Below are 26,756 nucleotides of genomic sequence, written 5' to 3' on the forward strand. Positions count from 1 at the left end.
AGCGGAGGCCGGGTCCGGAGCGGGGGCGGGGGTGGCAGCCGGGGCGGGGGCGGGCAGGTTCAGCAGCGCCTGGTCGCCGTTGACCAGGGCCTGCGTGCGCAGCCAGCCGGGCAGCAGGGCCTGCACCGCCGGGATGGCCATGACGCGGCTGAGCGCGCCGGCCGCCGCGACGGCACCCGCGGCCCACGGCAGGTCCCCGACGAGACCTGACAGCCCCGAGGAGCCGGCGGCCGAGGGCAGCAGCACCAGCAGGCCGACCAGGGTCTGGACGGCGGTGCGCGCGGTGCGCTTGGCGGCATCGGACATGGGTGTCCACCTTTCGGGTGACGGAAGAGAGCCGGTCGGCGGGTGGGCCGGTCAGCCGGTGTAGGGGACCTTGAGGGCGGTCCAGGAGGCGGAGCCGGGCCAGCCGTCCGCGTCGGTGCCGGAGTAGCCGAGCTTGCGCTGCCACCTGGCGTAGGAGTCGCGGTCGGCCTCGGTCCACTGCGGGCCGGGCCCCTGCTTGTACGCCGAGCAGCCCTCGGCGACCAAGCGACGGCCCATCGCGGTGACCAGCGCGGAGTTCGGCGCGGCCTTGAACCAGGCGGCGCCGGGGAAGGGCTGGTAGGCGGGCTTGGCCGGCTTGGCCGGGGGCGCGGCGGTCGTGCCGGAGGTGGCGGTCGCGGCCGGGGCCGGGTTCTGGGCCAGGCGGGCGGCGACCCGCGCGCGCATGCTCGCCATGGTGAAGCCGACCGGGTCGATCTTGGAGTCGGTCCACTCCTTGTGGCCGATCACCGAGGCCGCGTGCCAGCCGTGGGCCCGGCAGATCGCGGCCGAGGCGCGGGCGATCGCGTCGAGCTGCGCCTCGGGCCACGGGTCCTTGCCGTCGCCCATGTTGACGCACTCGAAGCCGTAGAAGTGCGTGTTGCCGTCCGTGGTGTTCTGCCGCGGCGCGGGCAGGGTGGCGCGCTCGGCGACGACGGCGGCCAGCACGTCCGGGTCGCCGGCGCCGGCGTGGTTGGCGCGGCCGTTGCCGACGAGGTGGACGGTGCCGTCCTTGGCGATCACGCCGTGGCACAGCGGCCCGGGCAGGTCGGAGCGGCCGTCGTAGCAGAGGGCGACGGAGGAGTCGGTGCCGGAGGTGACGGTGTGGTGGACGACCACGCCGTTCACCGGCCCCCAGGCTCCCTTGGTGTCGCGGTTGTGGGTGCGCCAGCCGTCGTGCTCCACGACGGTGACGCCCTCGCGCCGCAGGGCGGCGACGAGGGCGTCGGCGGACAGGGGGTTCGCCATGGGTGTCCCCAATCGATCGGGTCAGGCGGCGGGTTGGGTGCTGTCGGTGCTGGTGGCGGAGTCGGCCGCCGGGTCGGTACCGGTGCTGCCGTCGGTGCCGTCGGCCGCCGGGGTGGTGCTCCCGGTGCCGGCGGTGCCCGGGTCCGTGCCGGCGCTGCCGTCCGTGCCGGTGTCCGTACCGGTGCCGCCGTCGTCGGTCGGCGGGGTGGAGCCGCTGCCGTCGTCGGTCGGCGGGTTGGCGGCGTCACCGCCGTCGGCGGGCTGGAGCCAGGTCGCGCACAGCGCGGCGTAGCCGGTGGCGCGGGTCTGGAAGTCGGCGACGGCCGCGGCGACCGCGGCCGGCACCGAGGTCTGGTCCGGGGCGACCGGGGAGGTGCCGGACGGCTGGAGGTAGACCAGGCCGTTGCCGGTCAGCACGGTGCCGTCGCTGCCGCTCTCGCTGATCTGCGCGGTGACGTAGACCGCCGGGTAGGTGTCGGTGACCGGGTCGGGGGCCAGCGGGCTGCCGAGGGTCTGGTCGTAGATCCGGACGGCGACGTCGTGGCCGCTGTCGGCCACCGAGGCGCGGCCGAAGTAGTCGATGGCGATGCCCCACGGCTGGGACGGGTCGATGTCCATGGGCGGTTTCCTCCGGACTGGGTGGTCGGTCAGCTCTCGATGCCGTGCATCAGCTGCGTCTGGGCGTAGACGGGGCCGGCGCCGCTGGTGACCTGCGCCTTGATCTCGAAGGTGAGCTGCTTGCCGAACTGGTTGGCGAACACCTCGGAGTCCACGACCGGGCCGTTGTACTCGAAGGTGCCGGAAGCGGTCACGGTCGCGGTCTGCCCGACCTGGACCCCGCCGACCAGTACCTGGAGCTGCCCGGTGGTGCCGCTGGGGGCGTACGTGGCCACGATCAGATGCAGGTTGGGCTGCCAGACGACGTTCTGGCTCTGCGCGATCGTGGTCCAGACGGTCGAGGTGGTCTGCGGCCAGCGCGTGTAGGTGACGTCCTGCGGCGGCAGCATCGCCAGGTACGGCCGGCCGAGTCCGCCGGCCGCCGCGTCGGAGATGATCGTGTTGCCGTGCTGGTCCTTGATGCGGATCGCGGTGCCGCCGATGGTGGTGATCGGCCGCCGGATGGTCACCGCGGTGGACAGCTTCCGGATGCGGCGGTCCATGTCGGCCAGCCGGTCGATGATGTCCTCGGGGAGCTGGGTCACGCGCTCGCCACCTCCTCCAGGTACAGGTCGGCGGTGTCCGGGACGCCGCGCTGCGGCGGGATCACCTTGACGCCGATGATCCGGAACCGGCTGTCGAAGCCGTCGGCGTACCAGACGTCGTTGATCCGCAGCCGCACCGTGCGGCCGAGCAGCTGCGGCGGCACCAGGTCGTCCAGCCGGATGGTGATCTCGGGGATGACCACCGCGCCCTCGGCGTCGGCCAGTTGGGTGGCGGCCAGCCGGTCGAGGGTGCTGGTGTCGGTGATGTCGCTGTAGTCGGCGGTGAGGTCGACCCGCGGCCAGCCGGCCGCGATCAGGTCCGCGGCGACCGCCTCGACCGACAGCGTCGGCCGCGACTCCTCGCTGGAGTCGGTGTTGGTCGACGCGCCGCGGGCCACGGCGGTGGTGCCGCCGCGGGTGGCGTCGCGCGGGAAGGAGTACGCGAGGATCGAGCCGGGCATGTCCAGCACCAGGTCGGTGGACCCGGTGGTGATGCGCGGGCTGCCCAGCCGCAGCCGGCGTACCCGCCCGCCGCTGTCCGGATCGCGGTAGACCGCGATCTGCTGCTCGAACCCGTTGTCCAGCGCGGCGAGTTGGGTGAGCGCGTCGTAGTACGTCGTCTCGTCCCCGTCGCTGTACGCCTGCACGCGCGGCACGCCGGAGGTCTCGGCGCCGTAGGTGACGCCGATGTCCCCGCCGGGCAGGGCGGTCGGGACGGGAGCGCCGTTCGGCAGGCCGACGAGCGCCTGGCCCTGGAGCGACCGCCACAGATCGCGGGCGATCTCCAGCTGGTCGGCGCCCTGCCACGACAGGTCGGTCCTGATGATCCGGCGGCTCGCGTAGGAGTCGAAGGTCGCCGCCTGGATCTCCAGGGTGACGATGCCGCGGTCGGTGCTGGCCAGCGTGGACGTCCAGATGACGCCGCCCCACCACAGGTCGCCGCCGCGTTCGAGGTACACCGAGGTGCGCCCCTCGGCGATGCGCGCCGCCCGCGCCGCGATCGCCTGGTTCGGCACGGGGATCGTGCCGGTGAGCGAGCCGGGCTTGCCGATGTAGTCGTCCAGGGTGACGTCCTGGAGGGGCAGGATGTCGAAGACCTGGTCGGTCCGCAGGTCGCAGAAGATCGCCCGGTACGGCGTGGTGACCGGTGTGGTCATACGGCGGCCTCGTAGGTGCCGAAGCCGTGGATGGCGTCCTCGGCGGCCCAGGCGAACGGCGTGGTGGCGTCGGCGAGGCCGGTGCCGTTGAGGGCGGTGTAGTTGGGCATGCCGGTGGCGACCTCCATGCCCATCAACTTGCTGTTCAGGCAGCGGATGTGGGCCATCACCCGGTAGCCGGCGCTCTGGCCGCTGCCCCACAGGGCGGCCGTGCCGATGGTCTGGTTCGACCCGGCGGAGGGCACCGGCAGCGAGAAGGACCAGTTGTCCTCGACCGCGGGGCTGGTGCCGAACTTGGTGCCGGCGCCGAAGGAGACGTCGAACGAGAAGTGCACGACCGGACCGAGCTGGACGTAGCGGCAGCTGATGGTGGCGTCGCCCCACGACGGCAGGGCTTTGCCGGTCGTGGTCGACCAGGTCGGCGTCCAGCTCTTCCACACCGGGTCCGGGAAGGCCGAGTACCGGGTCCACGCCGAGCCGTTCCAGCGCTCCAGGTGGCCGTTGCCCGTCGAGTCGTACACGTCGCGGTACTGGCCGGGGTAGGCGCCCTGGGGCCCGCCCGCCGTCGTCGGCAGGATGCCGCCGAGGCCGACGGTCGCGGTGCGCAGGTCCACCAGGGCGCTGCTCCACGGGATGCCGCCCTCGCCGGCGCTGGCACCCTTCGGCACGGTGATCTTGTACAGCGCCAGCGCCCGGTCGGGCACCGCGGGCACCACCGGCGTTGCGGAGTCCTCGGCGCCCTTGATCACCTCGATGACCGCCTCGTTGCGGCCGAAGGAGTCGACCTGGGCGTCGTAGACGTGCAGGACGATCAGGTCGATGCGCGGGTACTGCGGGTTGCCGTCCTCGATGGTGAACTCGACCGAGGTGTTGGCCGCCACGCTGTAGGCGCCCTGGGTGTCCAGGCCCTGGATCACCGCGCGGCCGGCGTAGACGGTGACCTTCATCGCGGAGGTCCCGACGACGTTGAAGCCGCTCAGCAGGGTCGAGCCGTCGTTGGACCCGGGCACCACACCGGACAGCGACGCCAACGGCGACGCGGTCGGCGTGAAGGTGCCGATCGGCGAGAGCCGGGTGTCCTGGCGGGTCTGGCCGGTGTCGGCCACCCACGCGGAGTACAGGGTCGGGGGAGTGGTCATGGGGTTGCTCCTTCGTCGTTCTCGGATTCGGCTCGGTCGCGGGTCACCACGAGGGGTCGATGCGCAGGTAGCGGTTGCGGAAGACGGCGTTGGCCGAGGAGCCGTTGACGCGGTGGTACAGCGTGGCGGTGTAGGTCAGGCCGGGCGTCATGCCGTAGAGCCGGGTCTCGGTGGCGAACGAGCCGTAGGAGACGCCGGAACCGACGGCGGACCAGTTGTCGCTGGGCGAGAACGCCGTCGTGCTCCCCTCGGTGATGCCGACGGACAGGTAGCCGGAGGCGGTCGCGCTGTCGGTTTCGATACGCGCTCCCATCCGGACCAGCACCGCGCCGCTGGCGGGCGCCGTGAAGGGGATGGTGAGCGGCAACAGGTAGCTGATGCCGAACGAGGTGAAGACCCCTGTGCCGGAGCCGCCGGTGACAGGGGGCGCGATCTGTCCGAGGATGGAGGTGGTGTAGGTCGCGGAGTTCGTGCTGCCGCCGAGCGAGTTACTGGGGTCCGCCACGTAGCTGTAGCCGCGGACCGTCTGCCACCAGTTCGTGCCGTCCCACCGCTGGAGGTAGCCGCCGGTGGTGCAGCGGTACTGGCCGACGTAGCCGCCGGTGGTGGTGCCGGAGGGGGCGATGCCGCCGACGGCCTGCGGGTAGGGCACCCATGCGGTGCCGTCCCAGCGCTGGAGCACGTTGCCGAGGTCGCGCAGCTGGCCGGGGTAGGCGCCGGGGACCGCGGCGTTGCCGTAGGCGGGCAGGACGCCGCCGGCGGCCACGGTGGTGACCCTCAGGTCCTGCACCTTCGTCCAGTCCAGGCCTCCCATGCCGGTCGAGGCGCCGGCCGCGACCGGTACCGCGTACAGCGCGAGCGCCAGGTGCGGCGTCGCGGGTACCTGGGGGGTGGAGCTCTCCTCCCCCTTGACGATCTCCAGGGTGGCCTTGGTCTCCTGGCCGGGGTTGTCGGTGTCGGGGTACGCGGCGTCGTAGACGCGCAGGCACACCAGGTCGATCCGGCCGTGGGGGGTGGCGTTGTCGGCGAAGGTGATCGGGGTGACGTCGGACAGGGTGACCGGGTAGGCGCCCTGGGCGGCCGGGCCCTGGATGACGGCGCGACCGGGGTCGACGGTGGCCGACATGCCGTTCTGGTTCAGCAGCCAGAAGGCGGCGACCTTAGCCGAGCCGTCGGGGACCCCCGGCAGGATGCCGGACTGGACGGTGAGCGGGTCGGCGGGCAGGGTCGCGCCCGCTTGCGTGAGCCGGGTGTCCGCGCGGGTCTGGCCGGTGGCGGGCAGCCATGCGGAGTGGACGGTCATCGTGAGCTCCTCCAAAGGCTTCGACGAGGCAGGCCGCGCTCAGCGCCCGGGCTCGACGTGCACGACACGGTTGGCGAAGGTGGCGGTAGCCGAGGCGATGCTGCTGCGGTAGAAGAGCGTGGCGGTGTAGACCAGGCCCGGGGTCATGCCGCCGAGCTGGAACTCGGTCGCCACCGAGTGGGGGTAGGCGCCCGACCCCACGGCGGCGAGGTCGTCGGACGCCGCCTGGAACGTGGTCGAGCCCTGGGTGACGGCCACGGTCAGGTACCCGGAGGCGGTGGCGCTGCTGCTCACGACGCGCCCGGTGACGCGGACCAGCACCCTGCCGCTGGCGGGCGCCGTGAAGTCGGCGGTGATCGGGGTGGTGGCGCCGGTCAGCGTCGAGACGTAGGCGGTCGACGTGGTACCGCCGCCGGCGATCGCTCCGTTGAGGGAGAAGCCGGGGACCAGCTCCTGCCAGGTGGTGCCGTCCCACCGCTGGAGCCGGCTTTCGAAGGTGTCGCGGTACTGCCCGGTGTAGGCGCCGGCGAACGTGTCGGAGGGCGCGATGCCGCCGACGGCCTGCGGGTAGGGCACCCACGCGGTGCCGTCCCAGCGCTGGAGTACGTTGCCGAGGCCGCGGTACTGGCCGGGGTAGGCGCCCGGGACGGTGGTGTTGCCGTAGGCGGGGAGGACGCCGCCGGTGGCCACGGTGGTGGCGCGCAGGTCCAGCACCTGCGTCGTCCAGTCCACGCCGCCGCCGCCGGCCGAGGCGCCGGCGGGGACCCGTACCTCGTAGAGGGGCAGTGTCAGCTCCGGGATCGCGGGCACCACGGGTACGGCGCTGGGCGTGCCCTGGATCACTTCCAGGTCGGCCGTCGTCTGCTCGCCGGCGTAGGAGGCGTCGTAGACGCGCAGGCACACCAGGTCGATCCGGGCGTACTGCGAGGTGTTGTCGGCGATGGTGACCGGGGTGGCGTCGGACAGGGTGACCGGGTAGGCGCCCTGGGCGGCGGTGCCCTGGATGACGGCGCGCCCGGGGCCGACGGTGGCCGACATGCCGCTCTGGCTTGTCAGCCCGAAGGCGGCGACGATCGCGGAGCCCGTGGCGGAGCCGGGCAGGATGCCGGACCGGACGGTGAGCGGGTCGGCGGGCAGGGTCGCGCCCAGCTGGGTGAGCCGGGTGTCCTCGGCTGTCTGGCCGTTGGTGAGCAGCCATGCGGAGTGGACGGTCATCGTGTGCTCCTTCAGGGGCTTTCGACGAGGTCTGGCCGCGGGTCAGGACGCGGAGTCGATGCGCAGGTAGCGGTTGCGGAAGGTGACGGTCGCCGAGGAGACGCTGCTGCGGTGGTAGAGGGTCGCGGTGTAGACCTGGGCGGGGGTCATGCCGCTGATCTCGAACTCGGTCGCGTACGAGGTGGGGTAGAGGCCCGGCGCCAGGATCGCGACGTTGTCGCCGGCGGCCTGGAACGTCGTCGAACCCTGGGTGATGACCAGGCACAGGTATCCGGTGGCGGTGGCGCTGGTGGTCGAGACGCGCGCGCCCATGCGGAACACCATCGCGCCGCTGGCCGGCGCGGTGAAGTCGGAGGTGACCGGCGTGGCCGTCCCGCTGAGGGCGGAGACGTACGTGGTCGACGCGGTCGTGCCGACCTTGCCGACCGCGTCTTCGACGAAGACGTAGCTGGGGACGGGCTCCTCCCAGGAGGTGCCGGTCCACCACAGGAGCCCCCCGTCGGTGGTGTCGCGGTACTGGCCGGTGTAGGCGCCGGTGGCCGTGTCGGCGGGGGCGATGCCGCCGATGCCCTGCGGGTAGGCCACCCACGCGGTGCCGTCCCAGCGCTGGAGGGAGTTGCCGAGGTCGCGCAACTGGCCCACGTACGTGCCAGGGACGGCGGTGTTGCCGTAGGCGGGGAGGACGCCGCCGGTGGCCACGGTGGTGGCGCGCAGGTCCTCCACCTTCGTCCAGTCCACGCCGCCGGTGCCGGCCGAGGTGCCGGCGGCGACCCGCACGGCGTACAGCGGCAGCGCCAGGTCCGGGGTCGCGGGCGGCTGCGGGACGGCGTCGGGCTTGCCCGCGAGCACCTCCAGGTCGGCCGTCGTCTGCTCGTCGGCGTAGGAGGCGTCGTAGACGCGCAGGCAGACCAGGTCGATCCGGTCGTACTGGGCGTCGCCGTCGGCGAAGGACACCGGCGTGGCGTCGGACAGGGTGATCGGGTAGGCGCCCTGGGTGGCCATGCCCTGGATGACGGCCCGCCCGGGCGCGACCGTGGCCGACATGCCGCTCCGGTTCTCCAGGTCGAAGGCGGCGAGGACCGCCGAGCCGTCGGCGGAGCCGGGCAGGATGCCGGACCGGACCCTGAGCGGGTCGGCGGGCAGGGTCGCGCCCAGCTGGGTGAGCCGGGTGTCCTGGGCGGTCTGGCCGCTGGTGAGCAGCCATGCGGAGTGGATGGTCATCGTGAGCCCCCTTCGTCGTGGGAGAGGCCGCGAACGGGTACGGGACGGTTCACCATTCGGCGCTGCGCCAGCTCACCGACATGCGCGCGTCGGCGGTGGAGGTGTCCGGGCGGAAGGAGAGCTCGAAGCGGCCCGGGACGAAGGCGAACAGCTCCTCGGGGTCGGAGTCGGCGGACGCCGTGTGGCGGCGCGAGGCCGTGCCGTTGAGGGTGACGGTGGCCGCCATGGTGTCGATCTCCAGCTGGTCGTCCGCGGTGAGCGTGATCTCGTACCGCAGCCGGCGGCCGGTGGTCTGCTCGGTGACGGTCGGGTTGCTGCACGGGCCGTTGAAGGTGATCACCGGCTGGGTGGGCGCCGAGCCGGTGTTCTCCGCGCTGACGTCGCCGGTGCTGGTGGCCTGGCCGAAGTCCAGCGGGAAGCTCAGCGGGAAGGACACGCCGGCCTCGGGCTCCGGCGGGCTGGTGCTGACCGTCTGCTGGTCGGCGCTGTAGCGGCGCGGGTCGTCGGCCTGCCACTGCACGGCGGCGTGCGCGACGCCCTGCCGGACGTAGACCCGGTCCAGCGGCAGCACCCGCTGGCTGACCCGGGCCCGCGCGGTCAGCAGCTCGCCGTGCAGGCGCACGGTCAGCCAGCGCTCCTCGTCGGCCAGCGACAGCGCCTTGCGCAGGGTGCGGACGACGGCCAGCGTGGCGTCCCCGGGGGCGGGCGGCAGCACCCACATCTGGCCGCCGACCTTGCGGGGCTTGGCGTAGCGGGAGCCGGGCCAGGCGCCGTGCGCGGTGGGCCGGTCGGCGTCGCTGGTGTCGAAGTCGGGGATGTCCTCCCAGCCGGTCAGGCCGGCGGAGTCGATCTCGTACGCGGTGCCGGGACCCATGAGCAGCCCGGCCCACTGGATCTGGCCGTCCTGGGTGATCAGCGAACCGGGGGCCAGGTCGTCGGCCACGCCGGCGGAGTCGGTGGTGGTGGCGTCGGATGCGGACGTGGTGGTTGCGGCCATCGGGCCGTCACCTCACTCTCGTGTCATGCCGCGGCGGGCGCGCTGGGGCGCGCGGCGCGGAGGAACAGCAGGTCCTCGGCGATGCCGCGGGCGCTGTCGCCGGGGCGCTCGTGGAAGGCGGCCAGCCGCGTCGGGCCGTCGGCGGTACCGGCACGCCGGGTGGAGGCGAGCAGGTGCCGGCGCTGGAGGTCGCCCAGCGGCAGCACGCGGCTCGCGGAGCGGGCGGTGGCGGGGAGGACGACGCCGCCCTCGGCCAGCATCGGGATCTTGGACAGGTGGATGCCGAAGTGCTTGCCGAAGAAGGAGAAGCCGATCGAGTTCAGGCCGTCGATGACCCAGTTGGCGAAGCCGATGATGCCTTCCAGCGGCGCCTTCAACACGCTGACCACGGCCTGCGTGCCGGTTTCGACGAACTGCCCCATGCCGCGCAGCGCGTTGGAGGCGCCGTCCTTGACGTGCTGGAACGCCTGGGGGATGTCGCGGGTGAAGAAGGTCAGCACCGGCTTGACCGCGTTCTTGAGCCCCTGCCACGCCGAGGAGGCGAGGCCGCGCAGCGCGTTGGTCGCCGAGGCGACCGCCGTGCGCACGGCGGGGAAGCCCTTGGTGAGCACGGCGCTCACCGCCGTCAGCACGGCGGCGATCACCGTCAGGTACGCGGTGAAGTAGGTGCCGATGACGGTCGCGTACACCTTCAGCACCGGGCCGAGGAAGGTCAGGATCTGCTGGAAGAGCCCCAGCCCCTGCTGGAAGACCTGGTCGATGATCTGCTGCCCGGTCTGGGAGTTGACCGCCAGGTCGATCAGCTGGGAGAGCAGCGGCAGCAGCAGGCCGGTGATCGCCCCGATCGGGGTGGTCTTGGACAGCAGGTTGATCGCGGTCATCACGGCCTGCACCACGGCGGCCGCCTTGCCGAAGGCGTCCATCAGCTGGGCGATCTGCGGGACGCTCGCCAGCATGCCGCCGATCAGGCCGAACAGCCCGCCGAAAGCGGTGTCCAGCCGGCCCAGCGAGGTGCGCAGCCGCTTGACGCTCGCGGTCAGCGAGCTCAGCCCGCCGTTGACGCCGGTCGCGCCGCGCGCGGCCGCCACCAGGCTGCGCCCGCCGCCGTCCGCCGCGGACTTCACCTGCCGTACCGCCGCCGCGACCTGGGAGGCGGAGGTGCGCACCCGGCCGACGGCGGTGCCGGCCGTCCGCAGCGCGCCGACGATCCGCTGGAGGTCCGCGGAGCCGGCCGCCAGCGGGACGACGAGCAGCTGCGCGGCGGTGCCGACGCCGGACAGCGCCGCGCCGGACGCGTCCGCGCCACTCATCCGCGCGCCTTCGACAGGAACGTCAGCGCGTCGGCGGTGGCCTGCGGGCTGGTGCTGGTGGCGGCGTAGTAGTTCTCGATGTGGAAGCCGCTGCCGTCGGCGCCCGCGGTGCCGGAGCGGGCCGCCGCGGCGGTGCGGGACAGCAGCTGGTCGAGCTTGCTCAGCGGCAGCACCGCCTCGGCCTCGCCGGCCTCGGCCAGGATCGCCGGGACGCCGCCGCTCTGCGGCATGATCACACCGCCGGTGGCCAGCCGCGGGATGGTCGGCAGGTGCACGCCGAAGCTCTTGCCGCCGACGCCGGGCACCCAGCCGGGGATGGACACCTTGATGCCGTTGATCCGGCCGATCGCGGAGTTGATCAGCCCGATCACCGAGTTGATCGGCGACGTGACGGCGCTGCGGATACCGCCGAACGCGGTGCCCGCGATGCCCTTCAGGTCGCCCCAGATGCTGGACAGCTTGCTGCGCACCGTGGTGAACGCGTTGGGGATCGCCGACGTGATCCAGTTGACCACCGGCGAGATGACGGCCTTGATGCCGTTCCACACGCCGCTCACGACGGTCTTGATCGCGTTCAGTGCCGTGGTGATGATCGTCTTGTACAGGTTGAAGTAGGTCTTCACCACGGTCGCGACGGCCGTGACCACCGCGGTGATCGCCGTCTTGATGGCGGTCCAGATCTGGGAGATCAGCGCTCCGGCCTTCTGCATGATCGGGCCGATCGCCTTCATCACGGCGCTGATCACCGTCTGGATGACCTGGAACGCCTTCTGCATGACCTGCTGCATCGTCTTCGACTGCATGGCCATGTCGATGACCTTCTGGATCAGCGGCGCGAGCAGCTGCATCAGCAGGCCGAGGAGGTTGCCCTTCATCGACTTGTTCAGGCCGTCCATGCCCTGGCCGGCCTTCTTCGCGCCGGACTCGAACTGGCCCAGGTTCTTGCCGCCGGTGGTGCCGGCCGTCCCGGCCTTGGTCATGGACTGCTCGGCCTTGTCCGTGGCCGTCTTCATGGACGCCAGCTGGCTCGCCGAGCCCTGCGCCGAGGTCTTGAGCTTCCTCAGCTCGGTGTCCACCTTGGCGGAGTTGTCGCCGAGCGTCTTGGCGGACTTGCCGGCGTTGCCCGCCTGGGTGTTGAAGTCCAGCAGCTCGGTGACGGCCTGCTTGAGGGAGCCGGCGAAGGTGACGGTGTCCCGGCCGAGCTGCACCAGGGCCTTGCCCAGGTTCAGCAGCGACTTGGCGAGCGCGTTGACGTTCTTGCCGGTGCTGCCGATGGACTGGCCGAGGGTGCGCAGCGAGGCCGCGACGCCCTTGACGGAGGTGGCCACCGAGCGGACGGAGTCGGCGATGCCCTGGACGGCCTCGCCGATGCCGTCGAGGGAGGTGACCACGTCCCGGAGGCTCTGCGCGACCTTGCCGATCGCGTCGCCGAAGCCGCTGATGGCCTGCGCGACGGTGTTGATCGGTTTGGCGATCGCGTCGCCGATCGAGGTGCCGAGGCCGGTGATGGCGGTGGCGACCTTGGTGATGGCGCCGGAGACGTCGGTGCCGATCTTCTTGGCGACGGTGCTGATCGAGGTGCCCAGGCCCTTGATGGCGGTGGCGACCTTGGTGATGGCGCCGGAGACGTCGGTGCCGATCTTCTTCGCGACGTCGCCGATCGAGGTGCCCAGGCTCTTGATGGCCTGCGCGACGGTGTTGATCGGTTTGGCGATCGTGTCGCCGATCGAGGTGCCGAGGCCCTTGATGGCGGTGGCGACCTTGGTGATGGCGCCGGAGACGTCGGTGGCGATCTTCTTCGCGACGGTGCCGACCGAGGCGCCGATGCTGGTGAGGGTGCGGTCGACCTCGGTGGAGATCGCCTTGCCCACCCCGGCCGCGATCTTGCCGACCTGGGTGGTGATCGCCTTGCCCACGCTCGCGAGGGCCTTGTTGATCGCGGCGGACAGCGAACTGCCCAGGCTCGCGACGACCTTCTTGAGCTGGGCGGCCACCGCGGTGCCGAGCGCGGCCAGCGGCTTGGCGACGTTCGCGGCCAGGGACTTCGCGATGGCCGCGATCGAGCCGGACAGCGCGTCGGCCGAGGACGCCAGGGCACGCAGCGAGCGGCCGAGGCCGTCCACAGCCTTGGCCACGCCGGCGACGGCCTTGCCGACCCCGGTGATGGACTGCTCCACCTTTCCCAGCGACGACTGGAGTTGGGTGGTCGTGGCGGCTACCTGGGCCCTGAAGTCGGTCACGACCTGTTCAGGGGGTGCGTCGGTCATGGTGCCTCCTATCGCCCTGCCGGTGCGCCCCGCGGCCCGCCGGACGCGCCCGCTGGGCGGGCGTGGGCATCGCCACAGGGGGCGCCCGGGTACGGGCGGTATGATTCAGCGGTTTGCCTGCCGGTGAACACGCAGGTCAAGCCCCATTAACGGGGGGTTTCCGGGCCGGCGTGACGCCGACTGCCGGGATGCGGCTCCGGCGGGGGAGCGGGGGACCTACGCCGTGTCGCGTGCCGGTGGGGTGTACTGGTGTGCGGAACAACCGGTGCCAGGGAGAACTACGGTGGGGGACGACAACGGTGGGGGGACCGTCGAACCCGGCGGTCTTGAGCGCGGCACGGAAGAGGACGTCGGACCCGAGGGGCTGCCCAGACTGCTGGCCCGGCTGGGACGGCTGATTGAGCGGTACGGCCCCGAAGGGGTCGTGGTGGTGTCGGCGGAGGAGCACGAGCGCGCGGCGGTCACCGCGTACGCCGCGGGGTGGCAGGACGCCGCTGCCGAGTACGGGCCGCGGATCGCCGCCGCCCGCTGGGAGGGCTGGCTCGGCCGGTGGCGGCCGCTGCGCGTGATGGAGGACCCGGGGGAGGTCATCGACTTCCCAGCGGACCGGCTCCGGCCCGATCCCGCCGGCACCGGCGACCAGCCCGCGCAACCGGGCGCCGAGGGCGCCGGCGAGCAGGACCGGCGCCGGCGGGTCCGCGGTGGAACGCCGGTGCCCAGACCCGCGCTGACGCCGAAGAACCGGCGCTCGAAGTCGCCTACGATCCCGCGGCTGCCCGCGCCCGAGCGCCACCGCCCGCGCCGGACCGCCGACGCCCCGGACGACGCGCCGGAGTGAGGCGGGGCGGTCGCGGGCGTCGGCCCCGGACAGGGGTACGCGATCGGGCTCGGGTGCCGGGCTCGGGCAGGGGTACGCGGTCGGGCTCGGGCGACGGCCACGGCCGGGCCGGCGTCGGACCAGGCACCGGCTGCCGGTCGCCGGCCGCGGGATCAGCCGAAGAAGCGCAGCAGTTCGACGGCCGACGGTTGCTCCGCCGCGGTCTCCGGAGCCGCGCCGTCCGCCGTCGCCGTACCGTCCGGCCGGGTGTCGGCGGGCCGGGGCACGGGCTGCGGGGGGTCGGGCGGGGAGGAGTCCTCGTCGCTGTTGACGGTGGCGAACATCCAGTTCGCCGCGGCGAGGTGGTCCACCGCGGCGGCCAGCAGGTGGTCGCCCACCGACCAGTCGGCGGCCTCGCCGAACAGGTCGCGGTTGACCGCGCTGTCCCTCGGCAGGTGCCTGATCAGTACCGCGAGACGGCGGCTGGACAGCCCGCCGCGGTACCGGTCGAGCAGGTCCACGCCGTAGTAGCGGAGCAGGTCGGCTTCGAGGGCCTCGGCGTGTTCTTCCGCGAACTCGTCGAGGCTCAGTCTTCCCCCAGGCCGAGCCCGGTCTCCTTGCCGTAGGCCTCCAGGATGGCGGCGACGTCCTGCATGGTCAGTTCGTGCTCCTCGAAGCGCGGGTACTGCTGGTCGCCGAGGAGGAGCCGCAGCAGGCCGTCCACGTCGTTGTCGTCCAGCGAACGCAGCGCCCGCGCGGTGGCGCGGGGCAGTTCGGTGGGCAACTCGAAGGTCTCGTCGTCCAGCTCGAAGGTCCAGGCGCGGCCGAGGGCTTCCTGGCGCTGGGCACGGGCGGCGTTGACGTTGAAGGACATGGCGTTCCTCTCGGGAATGACGGTGCTGCGTCGAACGGGGATGACCAGGTGGTGCGGGACCGGCGCGGGGGGCCGGCCCGGCCGCGGACGGCCGGGCCGGGGTACGGCCGGGTGGTGCGGGGCGGCGGGCCGTTCAGCCCGCCGCCCCGGCGGGTGCGGACGGTCAGGCCGCGGGGTTCGAACCGGCGTACACCGGGTCCTTCATCACGAAGGTGGCCAGCGGGTCGGTGCCGTTGTTCAGCGCGGTGAAGGTGACACCGAGCTGGACGGCGGCCTTGCGGGCCAGCTTCAGGTCGTCGCTCGCGGTGACCTGGCCGCGGGGGATGACGAACCGGTAGGTGATGGCGGTGCCGTCGGTGAACTCCAGGCCGAGGGCGTGCTCGTCCGCCTGCGGGCCGTCCGCGATGTCGTAGGAGTACGCACCGTCCGAGCTACCGGACGAGTCGGCCGGACCGACCTTGCCGCCGCCGAGGAACAGCGGCAGCGTGTCCGCGTTGAACTGGAGCAGCGCGAACTTCAGCGTCAGGTCCCGGTCGGAGTAGATGAAGCGCACCGGGCTGACGGCCTGCCAGGTGTCGATCGGGTCGAGCTTGTCCTTCTTGCTGAAGGTCACACCGTCCGCGGACGTGTAGCCGAGGTCGGTCCAGCCCTGGCCCCAGTCGACCTGGCCGAAGTCGGTCGGCGCGGGCGATCCGACGCTGCCCACGAGGATGCGGCCGGTGCCGGCGACCCGGATCTCGGACGTGTTGTTGCCTGCCATGTCTTCTCCTTGGGATGGGTGAAGCGAGGGTTCTCGCCGCAGTACGGCGAAGGCCCCGCGGGGTGCGGGGCCTGTCTGGGGCGGGCGGGATGCCCGGGGGTGGGCCGCGTCCGGGGACGCGGGCCTTCGCGGGCCCGGAGGGGCACCGCGGGCGTGGGGCCGTCGGCGGGCCGGCCCGGCCAGCCGACGGTTGGCGGCCGGTCGGCGGCGGGTCGGCCGACGGTCGGAGGCGGGTCGGCCGACGGTCAGCGGCGGGTCAGCGGCTGGTCGGCGGCGGGTCAGCGGCTGTCGATCGACATCCGGATGATGCAGACGTAGCGCTTGGCCGCGTTGTAGAGGTAGTCCGGCATCCAGCGCGGACCGTCCTGCTCGACGACGTCGCTGACGGTCACCCCGCCGTACGAGGTGCCGATCGTGGACAGCAGCGCGTGCCGCGCGGCGTTCGCCAGGGTGAAGGAGGTGGCCTTGTCCGGGCCGTACACCTCCAGCTGCATCATCGGGTTGTCCAGGTACAGGTCGCCGACCCACGCGCCGCCGTAACGGCTCACCAGGACCGCGCTCTGCGTTCCGTCGAAGCCGGCGGGGGCGTCGCGGCTCACCGCCGCGGAGGAGAGCGAGGGCTCGGCCTGGAGGATCTGGATGACCAGCGCCTCGACGTCGGGGAAGGCACTCGGGGGAGTGGTCATGACGGTTCCACCTCTTTGCTGGAGAGTCGTGTGTCCCGGGTCGGCGGCCGGCTCGGGCTGACGCCCCCGCTCGCGGTGGGCGTGGCGGTCCACCGGGTGGTTCGCGGTCGGCGGCCCGCCCCCGGGGCGCGTTGCCGGGATGCGGGTCGCCGTCGGCGGTCCGCCGGGGCTGCGGGGGAGGGTGGCCTGCGGTCGGCCGGGGCGGGTCGTCGGACTCGCCTGGGGCGGAGCTGGTGTCGCGTTGCCCGTGGGCGGGAGGCCGGGCGGGGGGCCGTGCACTGGAGGGAGCAGTTCGGCTCGCCCCGCCCGGCGGTTCTCGGCGGCGGGCACAGCTCTGCCGCTGCGCCAACTGTGACACGGTTTCGTGCGCGCACGCAACTTATTCGGGACCGGGTTGCCGCGGACCTCCCGGACGGGCGCGCGGGCCCCGGCGGCGGGCCCGTCTGGCGAGCGGGCCTGAGTAGCGAGCACGACGGGCCGGCCCGTCCGGGGAGGTCGCGCCCACCGGACGACGGCCCGGTCCGCCGATGGAGGAGTCCGCGTGACAGAGGAGCCCCCGTCGGCCGGTGGGGCCTGCGGGGGCTGGAGTGCGTGGGCCGTCCCCCTCCCGGCGCCGTCCCCCTCGCCGGGAGGGGGAGGGGGCGGGGGACGGAGAAAGCCCCCGCTGGCCGGTGGCGATGTCGCCGGTGGCCTGCGGGGGCTGGGTGGGAGCCGGGGAAAGAGGAAGGGGTAGGGGACGGGCGGAGGAAGAGCGGAGGGACGGGGTCAGAGGGCGGGGCGGTGGTGGGCCCGGCGCTCGGCGGCGAACACGTCGGCCAGGTGGAAGACGTGCGCCCGGCCCGCCTTCCCGGACGCCGCCAGGTATCCCAGCTGCACCCACTTGCGGATCGTCGCCGTCGCCACCCCCACCTCCCGGGCCGCCAGCTCCGCGGGAACCAGCACCGGCAGCCCGTCGACGGCCCCGCCGTGGCGCCGGCCGGTCACCGCGCCACCTCCGTGCCCGCGGGAGCGGCGGGCGGTGGCGCGTCCATCGCGGCGGCGAAGCCGTCCCGGTTCCCGAGCGCCCCCCACGCCGCCTCGTCCCAGACGTGGCGGTAGGCGGCGTCGTCCCGGCACCCGCAGTCCGCGTCGGCGCAACGGCAGGCGGGGTTGACGCACAGCACCGCGCGGCGCGCGGGGAACGCCCGCAGCGAGACGGAGTCGCAGAACGGGCACCGGCCGGGCACTCGTACCATCTGCTCGGTGTCGCCGAGCGCCCGCGCGCACCGGCGTGCCATACGGCGGGCCTCGTCGCGCACGTGCCGCGCGAGCACCGGCTGCCCGGCGATCACGCCCAACAGGGCCCCGACCCGCAGCAGCCGCTCGGGCACCGGCGCCCGGCGGGGCAGCGGCAGCCCGAGCTTGGCGTGCACCGCCTCCTCCAGCTCCACGACCCCGTCGCTGATGTCCCGGATCGCGTCCGAGACGTGCAGCCGCAGCGGGGCCGCGCTGTGTCCGGGTACGGCCAGGCCGTGGCGCTGCTGGACCGTGAGGGCGTCCTGCCGCTCCTCGCGCAGCAGCCGGGACTCGCGCGCCCGGCGGGCCTGCTCGGCGCGGGCCCGGGTCTCGGCGTCGTGGCCGGCCTCCCGCGGCCGGCCCCGCCCGGGTGCCAGCTCCTCGGACAGCTCGGGGAACTGCCGCACCAGCATCCCGATCCACAGCGCGGCGTCACGCACGGCCTGCTCGGCCTCGGCCTGCTCGGTGCCGGTCGGCCGGGTGCCGGTCCGCTGGGCGTCGGCCTGCTCGGCGCCGGTCGTCGGCGCGGGTCCGTTCCGCTCAGCCACGGGTCCCCCTCCCGGTCGCGAGGGCGCGGCCGCGCACGGCGTGAGCGGCGGGGCCGGAACCGGCGGGCGGGGAGACGGTCGCGCCCGGGTCCTGTGCCGGAACGCGCACAGGTGTGCCGTTGCGCCACAGGCGTCCGGCGCACACCCCGTCGAACCAGGAGGCGGCGGGAGCGACGATCTCCTCGCACTCGCGCCGTACCGTGCACACCTGGCACGCCCGCAGTGCGGGCGCCGCCTCCGACGCGCGCCGGGCGAAGACCGCCTTGGCCGGGAGGCCCGCACAGGCTGCGGCCTCCTGCCAGGGCGAAGCGGGGAGGGACATGGAACCTCCGTGAGAGTCCGCGGTCGCTGGACGCGACGCGCTCGGCAACGGTGCCATGATGCGTGCGAGCGCGCAACTAAACATCCGAAGAGCCCCCCGCGTTCCGCGTCGGGGCGCCCGTATCCGGAGTCCGGCTCTTCCGGCTGTGGGCGTTCTGTCGCGATGGTGCGTCGGCTTCCATTGCTCAGAGTAAAACGTTGGCCTAACCTGCACGGTTTCTCCAGGCTCTCTCCATGAATTGCGTGCGAGAAGGCACGTAATTTAGTGCGCGCAAGCGCGGTAAACTGAGGCCCCCTGGAGGGAGCAGGCGCATGACCACCACCGAACTTGACGCCTTCGCCAGCTGGGTCGAGGCCCTGATGCGTAGGCGTGGATATGACATCGACAGCCCCCGTGGCGGGGGGCGGTCGCGTGTCGCCGATGAGGCAGGCGTGCACAGGGCCGCGGTGACCCGGCTGCTGCAGCGTCAGAGCATGCCCGATCTGGAGACCACCCGGCGGCTGGCCCGCGTCCTGGACGTGCCGGTGCGGGACATGCTGATCCGCTCGGGCCGGCTGACCGCCGAGGAGCTGCCGCTACCAGCGTCGACCGCGGGCCCGGCGGCCCGGGCGGTCGCCGCGGAGCTCGACGCCGACACCCCGCCGACCCTGGAGGAGCTGGCCGAGGTGCTCGGCGTGCCCGCCGACCGCCGGGACATGTTCGTCAGGGTGGTCGGCCAGTTCCTGCCCGGCGAGGCCGACGCGCCCCCCAAGGGGGGCACCGCGCGCGTCGGCGAGCCGGCCGGCTCCGACTGACGACCGTCCCGGCCCGGCCGCCGGGAGCTGAGCCGCGCGCTCGCTCCCTCCCCTTGACGCCTTGGTCCCCGCCGGGCGCGTTCCCGCCGGGCGCGTCGCCGCCGGTCGGCCCGACGGCAGCGGTGGCGGGGCGACTCCCGGTGCGGCGCGGACGGTGCGGCCGCGGCGCGCTGCGCTATAACGTGGTCCCGCCGCGGTCGGTGGCCGCCGCCGGAAGGAGCGGCGTGCCCGGACTGCGGGGCGGGCCGGGGCGAGGTGGGGCGGCCCGAGTGGCCGGCGGCTGTTCCCCGGCGCCGGGGTGAGGCGTCCCCGGCGGGTTGACCGGCGGTGATCGCGGGCCGTGCGGCGGGCCAGCCGTATGTTTTTTGACCCCAGCCGATGCGATAGGTACGCTCTCGTCTGTGCCTGGGGTGTGCCCGGGTCCTTGTGCGTGCCATGCGACCGTATGAGGAATCCGAGGCCGCGACACCCATTCAACGCACTCTTCCGGATCTCCGGATACGTGCGGGGTCAGCGACACACCCGACCGCGTGGGTCGGAGCCCCAGGTTAGAAGTAACGAGATCGGCACACAGAAACCGGAGAAACGGTGCCTACGATCCAGCAGCTGGTCCGGAAGGGCCGGCAGGACAAGGTCGAGAAGAACAAGACGCCCGCGCTGAAGGGGTCCCCCCAGCGCCGTGGCGTCTGCACGCGTGTGTACACGACCACCCCGAAGAAGCCGAACTCGGCGCTCCGTAAGGTCGCGCGTGTGCGTCTGACCAGCGGCATCGAGGTCACCGCCTACATCCCGGGCGAGGGTCACAACCTTCAGGAGCACTCCATCGTGCTCGTGCGCGGCGGTCGTGTGAAGGACCTGCCGGGTGTTCGCTACAAGATCATCCGCGGTTCGCTTGACACCCAGGGTGTCAAGAACCGCAAGCAGGCCCGCAGCCGCTACGGCGCCAAGAAGGAGAAGTAAACAATGCCTCGTAAGGGCCCCGCCCCGAAGCGTCCGGTCATCATCGACCCGGTTTACGGTTCCCCTCTGGTGACCTCGCTCGTCAACAAGATCCTGCTGCACGGCAAGCGCTCCACCGCCGAGCGCATCGTGTACGGCGCTCTGGAAGGCCTGCGGGAGAAGTCCGGCAACGACCCGGTCATCGCCCTCAAGCGCGCGCTGGAGAACATCAAGCCGACCCTTGAGGTCAAGTCCCGCCGTGTCGGTGGCGCGACCTACCAGGTGCCGGTCGAGGTCCGTCCGGGCCGCCAGAACACCCTGGCGCTGCGCTGGCTGGTCGGGTACTCCCGCGCCCGCCGCGAGAAGACCATGACCGAGCGGCTGATGAACGAGATCCTCGACGCCAGCAACGGTCTGGGCGCCTCCGTGAAGCGCCGCGAGGACACCCACAAGATGGCCGAGTCCAACAAGGCCTTCGCGCACTACCGCTGGTAGTCGCTACCCCCATCGAGAACCGAGAGAAGACTGAGCCACATGGCCACCACTTCGCTTGACCTGGCCAGGGTCCGCAACATCGGGATCATGGCCCACATCGACGCGGGCAAGACGACCACCACCGAGCGGATCCTGTTCTACACCGGCGTCTCCTACAAGATCGGCGAGGTCCACGACGGGGCCGCGACGATGGACTGGATGGAGCAGGAGCAGGAGCGCGGCATCACGATCACGTCCGCCGCGACGACCTGCCACTGGCCGCTGAACGACGTCGACCACACCATCAACATCATCGACACCCCGGGCCACGTCGACTTCACCGTCGAGGTGGAGCGTTCGCTGCGCGTGCTCGACGGTGCCGTGACGGTGTTCGACGGCGTCGCCGGCGTGGAGCCCCAGTCCGAGACGGTGTGGCGTCAGGCCGACCGCTACGGCGTGCCCCGCATCTGCTTCGTCAACAAGCTCGACCGCACCGGCGCGGAGTTCCACCGCTGCGTCGACATGATCGTGGACCGCCTCGGCGCGACCCCGATCGTGATGCAGCTGCCGATCGGCGCCGAGGCCGACTTCAAGGGCGTGGTCGACCTCGTCCAGATGAAGGCCCTGGTGTGGTCCGCCGAGGCGACCAAGGGCGAGATGTACGACGTCGTCGACATCCCGGCCACGCACACCGAGGCTGCTGACGAGTGGCGCGGCAAGCTCCTTGAGGCCGTCGCCGAGAACGACGACGAGATGATGGAGCTGTACCTGGAGGGCACCGAGCCCTCCGTGGAGCAGCTGTACGCGGCGATCCGCCGCATCACCATCAACTCGGGCAAGGGCGGCGGCACCACCGTCACCCCCGTGTTCTGCGGTACCGCGTTCAAGAACAAGGGCGTGCAGCCGCTGCTCGACGCCGTCGTGCGCTACCTGCCCTCCCCGGTCGACATCGAGGCCATCGAGGGCCACGCGGTGAACGACTCGGACGAGGTCGTCACGCGCCGTCCGTCCGACGAGGAGCCGCTCTCCGCGCTGGCGTTCAAGATCATGAGCGACCCGCACCTGGGCAAGCTCACCTTCGTCCGGATCTACTCCGGTCGCCTTGAGGCGGGTTCGGCTGTGCTGAACTCGGTGAAGGGCAAGAAGGAGCGGATCGGCAAGATCTACCGCATGCACGCGAACAAGCGTGAGGAGATCGAGTCGGTCGGCGCCGGCGACATCGTCGCCGTCATGGGCCTGAAGCAGACCACCACCGGTGAGACGCTCTGCGACGACAAGAAGCCGGTGATCCTGGAGTCCATGGACTTCCCGGCTCCGGTCATCCAGGTCGCGATCGAGCCCAAGTCCAAGGGCGACCAGGAGAAGCTGGGTGTCGCCATCCAGCGTCTCGCGGAGGAGGACCCCTCCTTCCAGGTCCACTCGGACGAGGAGACCGGCCAGACCATCATCGGCGGTATGGGCGAGCTGCACCTCGAGGTGCTGGTCGACCGTATGCGGCGCGAGTTCCGGGTCGAGGCCAACGTCGGCAAGCCGCAGGTCGCGTACCGTGAGACCATCCGCAAGGCGGTCGAGCGGGTCGACTACACCCACAAGAAGCAGACCGGTGGTACCGGTCAGTTCGCGAAGGTGCAGATCGGCATCGAGCCCCTTGAGGGCGGCGACGCGTCCTACGAGTTCGTCAACAAGGTCACCGGTGGCCGCATCCCCCGCGAGTACATCCCGTCGGTGGACGCGGGTGCGCAGGAGGCCATGAAGTTCGGCATCCTGGCCGGCTACGAGATGGTCGGCGTGCGCGTCATCCTGATCGACGGTGCCTACCACGAGGTCGACTCCTCCGAGCTCGCCTTCAAGATCGCCGGTTCGCAGGCGTTCAAGGAGGCCGCGCGGAAGGCCAGCCCGGTCCTCCTTGAGCCGATGATGGCCGTCGAGGTCACCACGCCCGAGGACTACATGGGCGACGTGATCGGCGACCTGAACTCCCGCCGTGGCCAGATCCAGGCCATGGAGGAGCGCAGCGGCGCCCGCGTCGTCAAGGGCCTGGTCCCGCTCTCGGAGATGTTCGGCTACGTCGGTGACCTGCGGTCGAAGACCTCGGGCCGGGCCAGCTACTCCATGCAGTTCGACTCCTACGCCGAGGTTCCGCGGAACGTCGCCGAGGAGATCATCGCGAAGGCCAAGGGCGAGTAGTACTCGTCTAGGCTTGACAGCAGGCTTCGGGGCATACCGCCGCGAATCCCCGCGAACCCCTCCGGGGGCTCTGGCGGGGGTGCGCGGCGGGTGCCCCGGCAGTCGGCAACCCAGCAAAGATCACCTGGCGCCGATGAAGCAAGGCGTACAGATCCACTCCCAGGAGGACCCCAGTGGCGAAGGCGAAGTTCGAGCGGACTAAGCCGCACGTCAACATCGGCACCATCGGTCACATCGACCACGGTAAGACGACCCTTACCGCGGCGATCACCAAGGTGCTGCACGACGCGTACCCGGACCTGAACGAGGCCTCGGCCTTCGACCAGATCGACAAGGCGCCCGAGGAGCGCCAGCGCGGTATCACCATCTCCATCGCGCACGTCGAGTACCAGACCGAGTCGCGCCACTACGCCCACGTCGACTGCCCCGGTCACGCGGACTACATCAAGAACATGATCACCGGTGCGGCGCAGATGGACGGCGCCATCCTGGTGGTCGCCGCCACCGACGGCCCGATGCCGCAGACCAAGGAGCACGTGCTGCTGGCCCGCCAGGTCGGCGTGCCGTACATCGTGGTCGCGCTGAACAAGGCCGACATGGTGGACGACGAGGAGATCCTGGAGCTCGTCGAGCTCGAGGTGCGCGAGCTGCTCTCCGAGTACGAGTTCCCGGGCGACGACCTGCCGGTCGTCCGCGTCTCCGCGCTGAAGGCGCTGGAGGGCGACAAGGAGTGGGGCGAGAAGCTCCTCGGCCTCATGAGCGCCGTGGACGAGGCCATCCCCACCCCCGAGCGCGACGTCGACAAGCCGTTCCTGATGCCGATCGAGGACGTCTTCACGATCACCGGTCGTGGCACCGTCGTCACCGGCCGCATCGAGCGTGGTGTCCTGAAGGTCAACGAGACCGTCGACATCATCGGCATCAAGCAGGACAAGACCACCACCACGGTCACCGGCATCGAGATGTTCCGCAAGCTGCTCGACGAGGGCCAGGCCGGTGAGAACGTCGGTCTGCTGCTCCGCGGCATCAAGCGCGAGGACGTCGAGCGCGGCCAGGTCATCATCAAGCCGGGTTCGGTCACCCCGCACACCGAGTTCGAGGCGCAGGCGTACATCCTGTCCAAGGACGAGGGCGGCCGCCACACGCCGTTCTTCAACAACTACCGTCCGCAGTTCTACTTCCGGACGACCGACGTGACCGGCGTCGTGACCCTCCCCGAGGGCACCGAGATGGTCATGCCGGGCGACAACACCTCCATGACCGTCCAGCTGATCCAGCCGGTCGCCATGGAGGAGGGCCTGAAGTTCGCCATCCGTGAGGGTGGTCGTACGGTCGGCGCCGGCCAGGTCACCAAGATCAACAAGTGATCTCCGGCCTGCGGCGGGCCTGACGCCGTAACGGGAGGGCCCCGGGTGCGCGAGCACCCGGGGCCCTTCTGCGTTCGGCGGGAAGCCCCCGGGACCGGTTCGGGTTCCGGGGGCTTCCCGCCGGCTGGACGGTCCCGGGCCGGGAGCGGATCGGGAGGGGTCACCGCTCCAGCGCGGTCAGCAGCTTCTCCACCGAGCCGGCCCAGGTGAGGCGGGCGGCGAGGTCCTGGCGGAGCTTCTCGGCGCGGGCGAACTCGTCCTTCGGGTGGAGCAGGACGCGCTCGATGGCCCGGGCCCAGGTGTCGGTGTCCGTGTCGGTGTCGTGGCCGGTCGTCGGCACCACGCAGGCCGCCGCGGCCTCCGGGTCCAGCTCGGCCCGCAGCAGCTCGCCCAGCCCGCTGCGGCTGCTGACCAGCACCGGCCTGCCCTCCACCAGGGCTTCCAGGCCGGAGAGGCCGAAGCCCTCGGCACGCGAGGGCATCACCACCACGCTGGCCCGGGCCAGGTCGTCGGCGAGGGACTGGCCGTCGGTGGTGAAGGGACGGGCGACGATCGGCAGGTCGGCGCCGCCCCGCCACTCCTCCAGCCGTTTGAGCTGCTCCGCCACGTCCTGCTCGGGCACCCCGCGGACCAGCAGCTCGACCGGTTTGGCGCCGGTCTGGAGCTGCCGCCAGCCGGCCACCCTGGCGCAGGCCCGCACCGCGATGTCCAGCCCCTTGAGCTCCCAGTCCTCCACCCGGCCGGTGATCAGCACCGTCATGGGGGACCCGGCAGGCACCCGGGCGGGCTCGGGGTCGCCGAGGTCGAAGCCCGGGTCGAAGCGCAGCGGCTCCCGGTCGGTGCGCAGCCCGAGGGAGCTCAGGAACCGGTCGTGCAGCCGGGGCCCGACGGCCACCGTCCGATCGGCCGCGCGGGCCAGCCCCAGCTCGATCTTGGTGCGGGCGTCGGCGTTGTGGACGGCGTCCTCCTCCCGGTCGGGCTTGAACCACTCGATCTCGTCGGGTGCCATGTGGACGAAGTGCAGCCTGGTGGCCTGCCAGAAGTAGATCTCCGCGAGCAGCAGCGCGATCGGGCCGGTGATCCGGCTGTGCCCGATCACCAGGTCCGGCAGCACGCCGACGGGCAGGGCGGGCCGGCGCAGCAGCGCCGTCATCGCGGACACGCCGGGCAGCGGCGGTGGCACGAGCAGGGTGACGTCCTGTGCCGCCGCCTCCTCGACCTCCGCGGAGGTGGCCTGCGGCACCAGGCAGAACACCCGCACCCGCTGTCCGGCCAGCGCCCAGCACAGCCGCTGGTTGAGGGTGCTCAGGCCGCCGTGCGCCGAACTCCACTCGGTGGCCACCACCAGCGCGGTGCAGCGGTGGCCGCCGGTACGGGCGCCGCCCGGCCGGCCCAGCACCCGGGGATCGCGGACGTAGCCGGTGAGGGCGGGGGAGAAGAGCCGCAGGTCGGCGCCGTTGCGGACGACGACCCCGAGGTCGGTGAGGTCCCGCAGCTGCCTGGACTCCGGCACGGTGTCCGCGTCGCAGCCCGGGGCCGTTCCCACGCCGTGGCCGAGGGTCGCGGTCGCAGCGCCGGAGGGCGTGGTCGCGCCGCCGGAGGCCGGGGCCGGGGCCGAGGCCGGGCCGCCGGAGGCCGGGGCCGCGCAGCCGCCGAGGCCCTGCGGCTCCCCGGGGCCGGCGCCACCGTCGCGCCGTCGGCGACGGCCCGCAGCAGGTCCCCGCCGCCCGCTATGTCCTCGTCCAGCTCCTCGACCAGCCGGGAGAAGTAGCTGCGGAACTCGCCGGCCTCCGCCTCGGCCGCGGCGGCCACGTCCAGCCGTCCGGTCTCCCGGTGCTGCTCCACCAGCCGCCGGCACAGCACCCCCAGCAGGTAGGGGTGGAGCCCGGACCAGGCCAGCAGCTCGGGCAGTACGGCGGACAGGTCGAGCCCGGCCCGTCGGGCCCGGTCAACCATCCGGCCCGCCTCGGCCGCGGTGAACAGCCCGACGTGGACGCGTTCGCCCATCACCTGGTCCAGCCGGGAGCCGCCGGCCGCGTCGGTCTCGATCGCGGCGAGGGGGCGCCGGGAGATGGTCAACAGGCCGACGGGGTAGTCGGGTTCGCTCGCCAGCGTGCGCAGCAGCTGGAACGCCGAGAGCTCCGGCAGTACCCGGGGCGCGCGGTCGAAGTCGTCCATCACCACCAGCACGTGGCGGCCCCGCTCGCCGACGGCGCCGAAGAACTCGGCTATGGCGCCCGGCAGTTTGAGCAGGTCCCGGGTGTCGCGCACCGGTGCGGCCAGCGCGGCCAGCTCCGGCAGGTCCGGGAAGGCGGTCGTGATCTGCTCGGCCATGGCGCCGAAGAGCCCGTAGACGGAGGGCTGCCGGCCCACGCTCAGCCACACCACCGCCAGGTCGCGGCGGCGTTCCGGGCCGATGCCGGCCAGCGCCCGGGCGACGAGGCTGCTGCGGCCGGTCTTGCTGAGCCCGAACAGGCTCAGGTTGGCCGGCCGTCCGGGCACCTTCCACACGGCGGTGACCTTCTCCAGCAGCGCGGGACGGTCGACGAACGCCGACCCGGTGGGGAGGCCGTCGACGAAGTCGTACGGGTTGGCCGGGCTGGTCGGGCCGGCTGGGCTCACGACGGCCT

At 72.4% G+C, this 26,756-nt stretch carries 26 protein-coding genes and 1 pseudogene; 6 read left to right on the forward strand and 21 right to left on the reverse strand.

Going from position 1 to position 26,756, the window contains the following annotated elements:
• Nucleotides 1-90: 90 nt before the first annotated feature.
• The 12 genes and pseudogenes from BS72_RS34395 to BS72_RS20000 all read right to left on the reverse strand — a co-directional run.
• Nucleotides 91-306: pseudogene (locus BS72_RS34395) on the reverse strand (hypothetical protein); the annotation flags it as partial.
• 51 nt (nucleotides 307-357) lie between these two features.
• Nucleotides 358-1,272 carry a peptidoglycan-binding protein gene (locus tag BS72_RS19950; RefSeq protein WP_037912337.1) on the reverse strand — a complete coding sequence of 305 codons (915 nt, stop codon included), beginning with the start codon at nucleotides 1,270-1,272 and terminating at the stop codon, nucleotides 358-360.
• 21 nt (nucleotides 1,273-1,293) lie between these two features.
• On the reverse strand, nucleotides 1,294-1,890 hold the full coding sequence (locus tag BS72_RS37365; RefSeq protein ID WP_063836107.1) for a hypothetical protein: 597 nt from the start codon (nucleotides 1,888-1,890) through the stop codon (nucleotides 1,294-1,296).
• 29 nt (nucleotides 1,891-1,919) lie between these two features.
• Nucleotides 1,920-2,474 carry a hypothetical protein gene (locus BS72_RS19960; protein ID WP_037912338.1) on the reverse strand — a complete coding sequence of 185 codons (555 nt, stop codon included), beginning with the start codon at nucleotides 2,472-2,474 and terminating at the stop codon, nucleotides 1,920-1,922.
• Nucleotides 2,471-3,631: a hypothetical protein gene (locus BS72_RS19965; RefSeq protein WP_037912339.1), complete on the reverse strand. Its 1,161-nt coding sequence runs from the start codon at nucleotides 3,629-3,631 to the stop codon at nucleotides 2,471-2,473. The genes BS72_RS19960 and BS72_RS19965 overlap by 4 nt, the downstream gene beginning before the upstream one ends.
• Nucleotides 3,628-4,770, reverse strand: coding sequence for a hypothetical protein (locus BS72_RS32545; RefSeq protein WP_051951296.1), 1,143 nt, complete (start codon nucleotides 4,768-4,770; stop codon nucleotides 3,628-3,630). Before BS72_RS32545 ends, BS72_RS19965 begins: the two co-directional genes overlap by 4 nt.
• A gap of 43 nt (nucleotides 4,771-4,813) precedes the next feature.
• Nucleotides 4,814-6,073 carry a hypothetical protein gene (locus tag BS72_RS19975; protein WP_037912342.1) on the reverse strand — a complete coding sequence of 420 codons (1,260 nt, stop codon included), beginning with the start codon at nucleotides 6,071-6,073 and terminating at the stop codon, nucleotides 4,814-4,816.
• Between the two features lie 39 nt (nucleotides 6,074-6,112).
• Complete coding sequence (locus BS72_RS19980) at nucleotides 6,113-7,288, reverse strand: hypothetical protein (protein ID WP_037912343.1); 1,176 nt, start codon at nucleotides 7,286-7,288, stop codon at nucleotides 6,113-6,115.
• A gap of 42 nt (nucleotides 7,289-7,330) precedes the next feature.
• Nucleotides 7,331-8,509: a hypothetical protein gene (locus tag BS72_RS19985; protein ID WP_037912346.1), complete on the reverse strand. Its 1,179-nt coding sequence runs from the start codon at nucleotides 8,507-8,509 to the stop codon at nucleotides 7,331-7,333.
• A gap of 49 nt (nucleotides 8,510-8,558) precedes the next feature.
• Nucleotides 8,559-9,506: a phage distal tail protein gene (locus BS72_RS19990; RefSeq protein ID WP_037912347.1), complete on the reverse strand. Its 948-nt coding sequence runs from the start codon at nucleotides 9,504-9,506 to the stop codon at nucleotides 8,559-8,561.
• A 23-nt stretch (nucleotides 9,507-9,529) separates the two neighbouring features.
• Nucleotides 9,530-10,816 carry a hypothetical protein gene (locus tag BS72_RS19995; RefSeq protein WP_051951297.1) on the reverse strand — a complete coding sequence of 429 codons (1,287 nt, stop codon included), beginning with the start codon at nucleotides 10,814-10,816 and terminating at the stop codon, nucleotides 9,530-9,532.
• On the reverse strand, nucleotides 10,813-12,024 hold the full coding sequence (locus BS72_RS20000; RefSeq protein WP_037916800.1) for a hypothetical protein: 1,212 nt from the start codon (nucleotides 12,022-12,024) through the stop codon (nucleotides 10,813-10,815). The genes BS72_RS19995 and BS72_RS20000 overlap by 4 nt, the downstream gene beginning before the upstream one ends.
• Before the next feature lie 1,342 nt (nucleotides 12,025-13,366).
• On the opposite strand from BS72_RS20000, the gene BS72_RS20005 reads away from it, so the two are divergent.
• Entirely contained in the window at nucleotides 13,367-13,921 is a 555-nt protein-coding gene (locus BS72_RS20005; RefSeq protein WP_051951299.1) for a hypothetical protein, read from the forward strand.
• A 152-nt stretch (nucleotides 13,922-14,073) separates the two neighbouring features.
• Here BS72_RS20005 and BS72_RS20010 read toward each other — a convergent pair whose 3' ends face one another.
• From BS72_RS20010 to BS72_RS38505, 7 genes are all read right to left on the reverse strand, one after another.
• Complete coding sequence (locus BS72_RS20010; RefSeq protein WP_037912349.1) at nucleotides 14,074-14,421, reverse strand: hypothetical protein; 348 nt, start codon at nucleotides 14,419-14,421, stop codon at nucleotides 14,074-14,076.
• 65 nt (nucleotides 14,422-14,486) lie between these two features.
• Nucleotides 14,487-14,774, reverse strand: a complete 288-nt coding sequence (locus BS72_RS20015) for a hypothetical protein (protein WP_037912350.1) — start codon at nucleotides 14,772-14,774, stop codon at nucleotides 14,487-14,489.
• Nucleotides 14,775-14,937: 163 nt separating this feature from the next.
• Nucleotides 14,938-15,534, reverse strand: coding sequence for a phage tail tube protein (locus BS72_RS20020; protein WP_037912351.1), 597 nt, complete (start codon nucleotides 15,532-15,534; stop codon nucleotides 14,938-14,940).
• Nucleotides 15,535-15,812: 278 nt separating this feature from the next.
• Complete coding sequence (locus BS72_RS20025) at nucleotides 15,813-16,220, reverse strand: hypothetical protein (protein ID WP_037912352.1); 408 nt, start codon at nucleotides 16,218-16,220, stop codon at nucleotides 15,813-15,815.
• Nucleotides 16,221-16,985: 765 nt separating this feature from the next.
• The gene (locus tag BS72_RS20030; RefSeq protein ID WP_232792475.1) at nucleotides 16,986-17,204 is read right to left on the reverse strand and encodes a hypothetical protein; all 219 of its coding nucleotides are present in this window, start codon (nucleotides 17,202-17,204) and stop codon (nucleotides 16,986-16,988) included.
• Nucleotides 17,201-17,908 (reverse strand): hypothetical protein, encoded by a 708-nt coding sequence (locus BS72_RS20035; protein WP_232792642.1) that lies wholly within the window; start codon nucleotides 17,906-17,908, stop codon nucleotides 17,201-17,203. Before BS72_RS20035 ends, BS72_RS20030 begins: the two co-directional genes overlap by 4 nt.
• Nucleotides 17,909-18,035: 127 nt before the next feature.
• Nucleotides 18,036-18,365 carry a hypothetical protein gene (locus tag BS72_RS38505; RefSeq protein ID WP_232792476.1) on the reverse strand — a complete coding sequence of 110 codons (330 nt, stop codon included), beginning with the start codon at nucleotides 18,363-18,365 and terminating at the stop codon, nucleotides 18,036-18,038.
• A 311-nt stretch (nucleotides 18,366-18,676) separates the two neighbouring features.
• Here BS72_RS38505 and BS72_RS20045 point away from each other — a divergent pair, with 311 nt between their 5' ends.
• The 5 genes from BS72_RS20045 (at nucleotide 18,677) to tuf (ending at nucleotide 24,126) form a co-directional block, all read left to right on the forward strand.
• Nucleotides 18,677-19,159, forward strand: a complete 483-nt coding sequence (locus BS72_RS20045) for a helix-turn-helix domain-containing protein (protein ID WP_037912353.1) — start codon at nucleotides 18,677-18,679, stop codon at nucleotides 19,157-19,159.
• Nucleotides 19,160-19,747: 588 nt separating this feature from the next.
• Nucleotides 19,748-20,119 (forward strand): 30S ribosomal protein S12, encoded by a 372-nt coding sequence (rpsL, locus tag BS72_RS20050; protein WP_014144289.1) that lies wholly within the window; start codon nucleotides 19,748-19,750, stop codon nucleotides 20,117-20,119.
• Between the two features lie 3 nt (nucleotides 20,120-20,122).
• Nucleotides 20,123-20,593, forward strand: a complete 471-nt coding sequence (gene rpsG / locus BS72_RS20055) for a 30S ribosomal protein S7 (RefSeq protein ID WP_037912356.1) — start codon at nucleotides 20,123-20,125, stop codon at nucleotides 20,591-20,593.
• Nucleotides 20,594-20,632: 39 nt separating this feature from the next.
• Entirely contained in the window at nucleotides 20,633-22,759 is a 2,127-nt protein-coding gene (gene fusA, locus BS72_RS20060; protein WP_037912357.1) for an elongation factor G, read from the forward strand.
• Nucleotides 22,760-22,932: 173 nt separating this feature from the next.
• Nucleotides 22,933-24,126 (forward strand): elongation factor Tu, encoded by a 1,194-nt coding sequence (gene tuf / locus BS72_RS20065; RefSeq protein ID WP_037912358.1) that lies wholly within the window; start codon nucleotides 22,933-22,935, stop codon nucleotides 24,124-24,126.
• A 160-nt stretch (nucleotides 24,127-24,286) separates the two neighbouring features.
• Here tuf and BS72_RS39590 read toward each other — a convergent pair whose 3' ends face one another.
• Both BS72_RS39590 and BS72_RS38515 read right to left on the reverse strand, forming a co-directional pair.
• Complete coding sequence (locus tag BS72_RS39590; protein WP_157856282.1) at nucleotides 24,287-25,525, reverse strand: glycosyltransferase family 4 protein; 1,239 nt, start codon at nucleotides 25,523-25,525, stop codon at nucleotides 24,287-24,289.
• Nucleotides 25,432-26,748, reverse strand: coding sequence for a Cdc6/Cdc18 family protein (locus tag BS72_RS38515; RefSeq protein WP_037912359.1), 1,317 nt, complete (start codon nucleotides 26,746-26,748; stop codon nucleotides 25,432-25,434). Before BS72_RS38515 ends, BS72_RS39590 begins: the two co-directional genes overlap by 94 nt.
• Nucleotides 26,749-26,756 lie beyond the last annotated feature (8 nt).

This window comes from Actinacidiphila yeochonensis CN732, from assembly GCF_000745345.1.
Classification (GTDB): Bacteria; Actinomycetota; Actinomycetes; order Streptomycetales; family Streptomycetaceae; genus Actinacidiphila; species Actinacidiphila yeochonensis.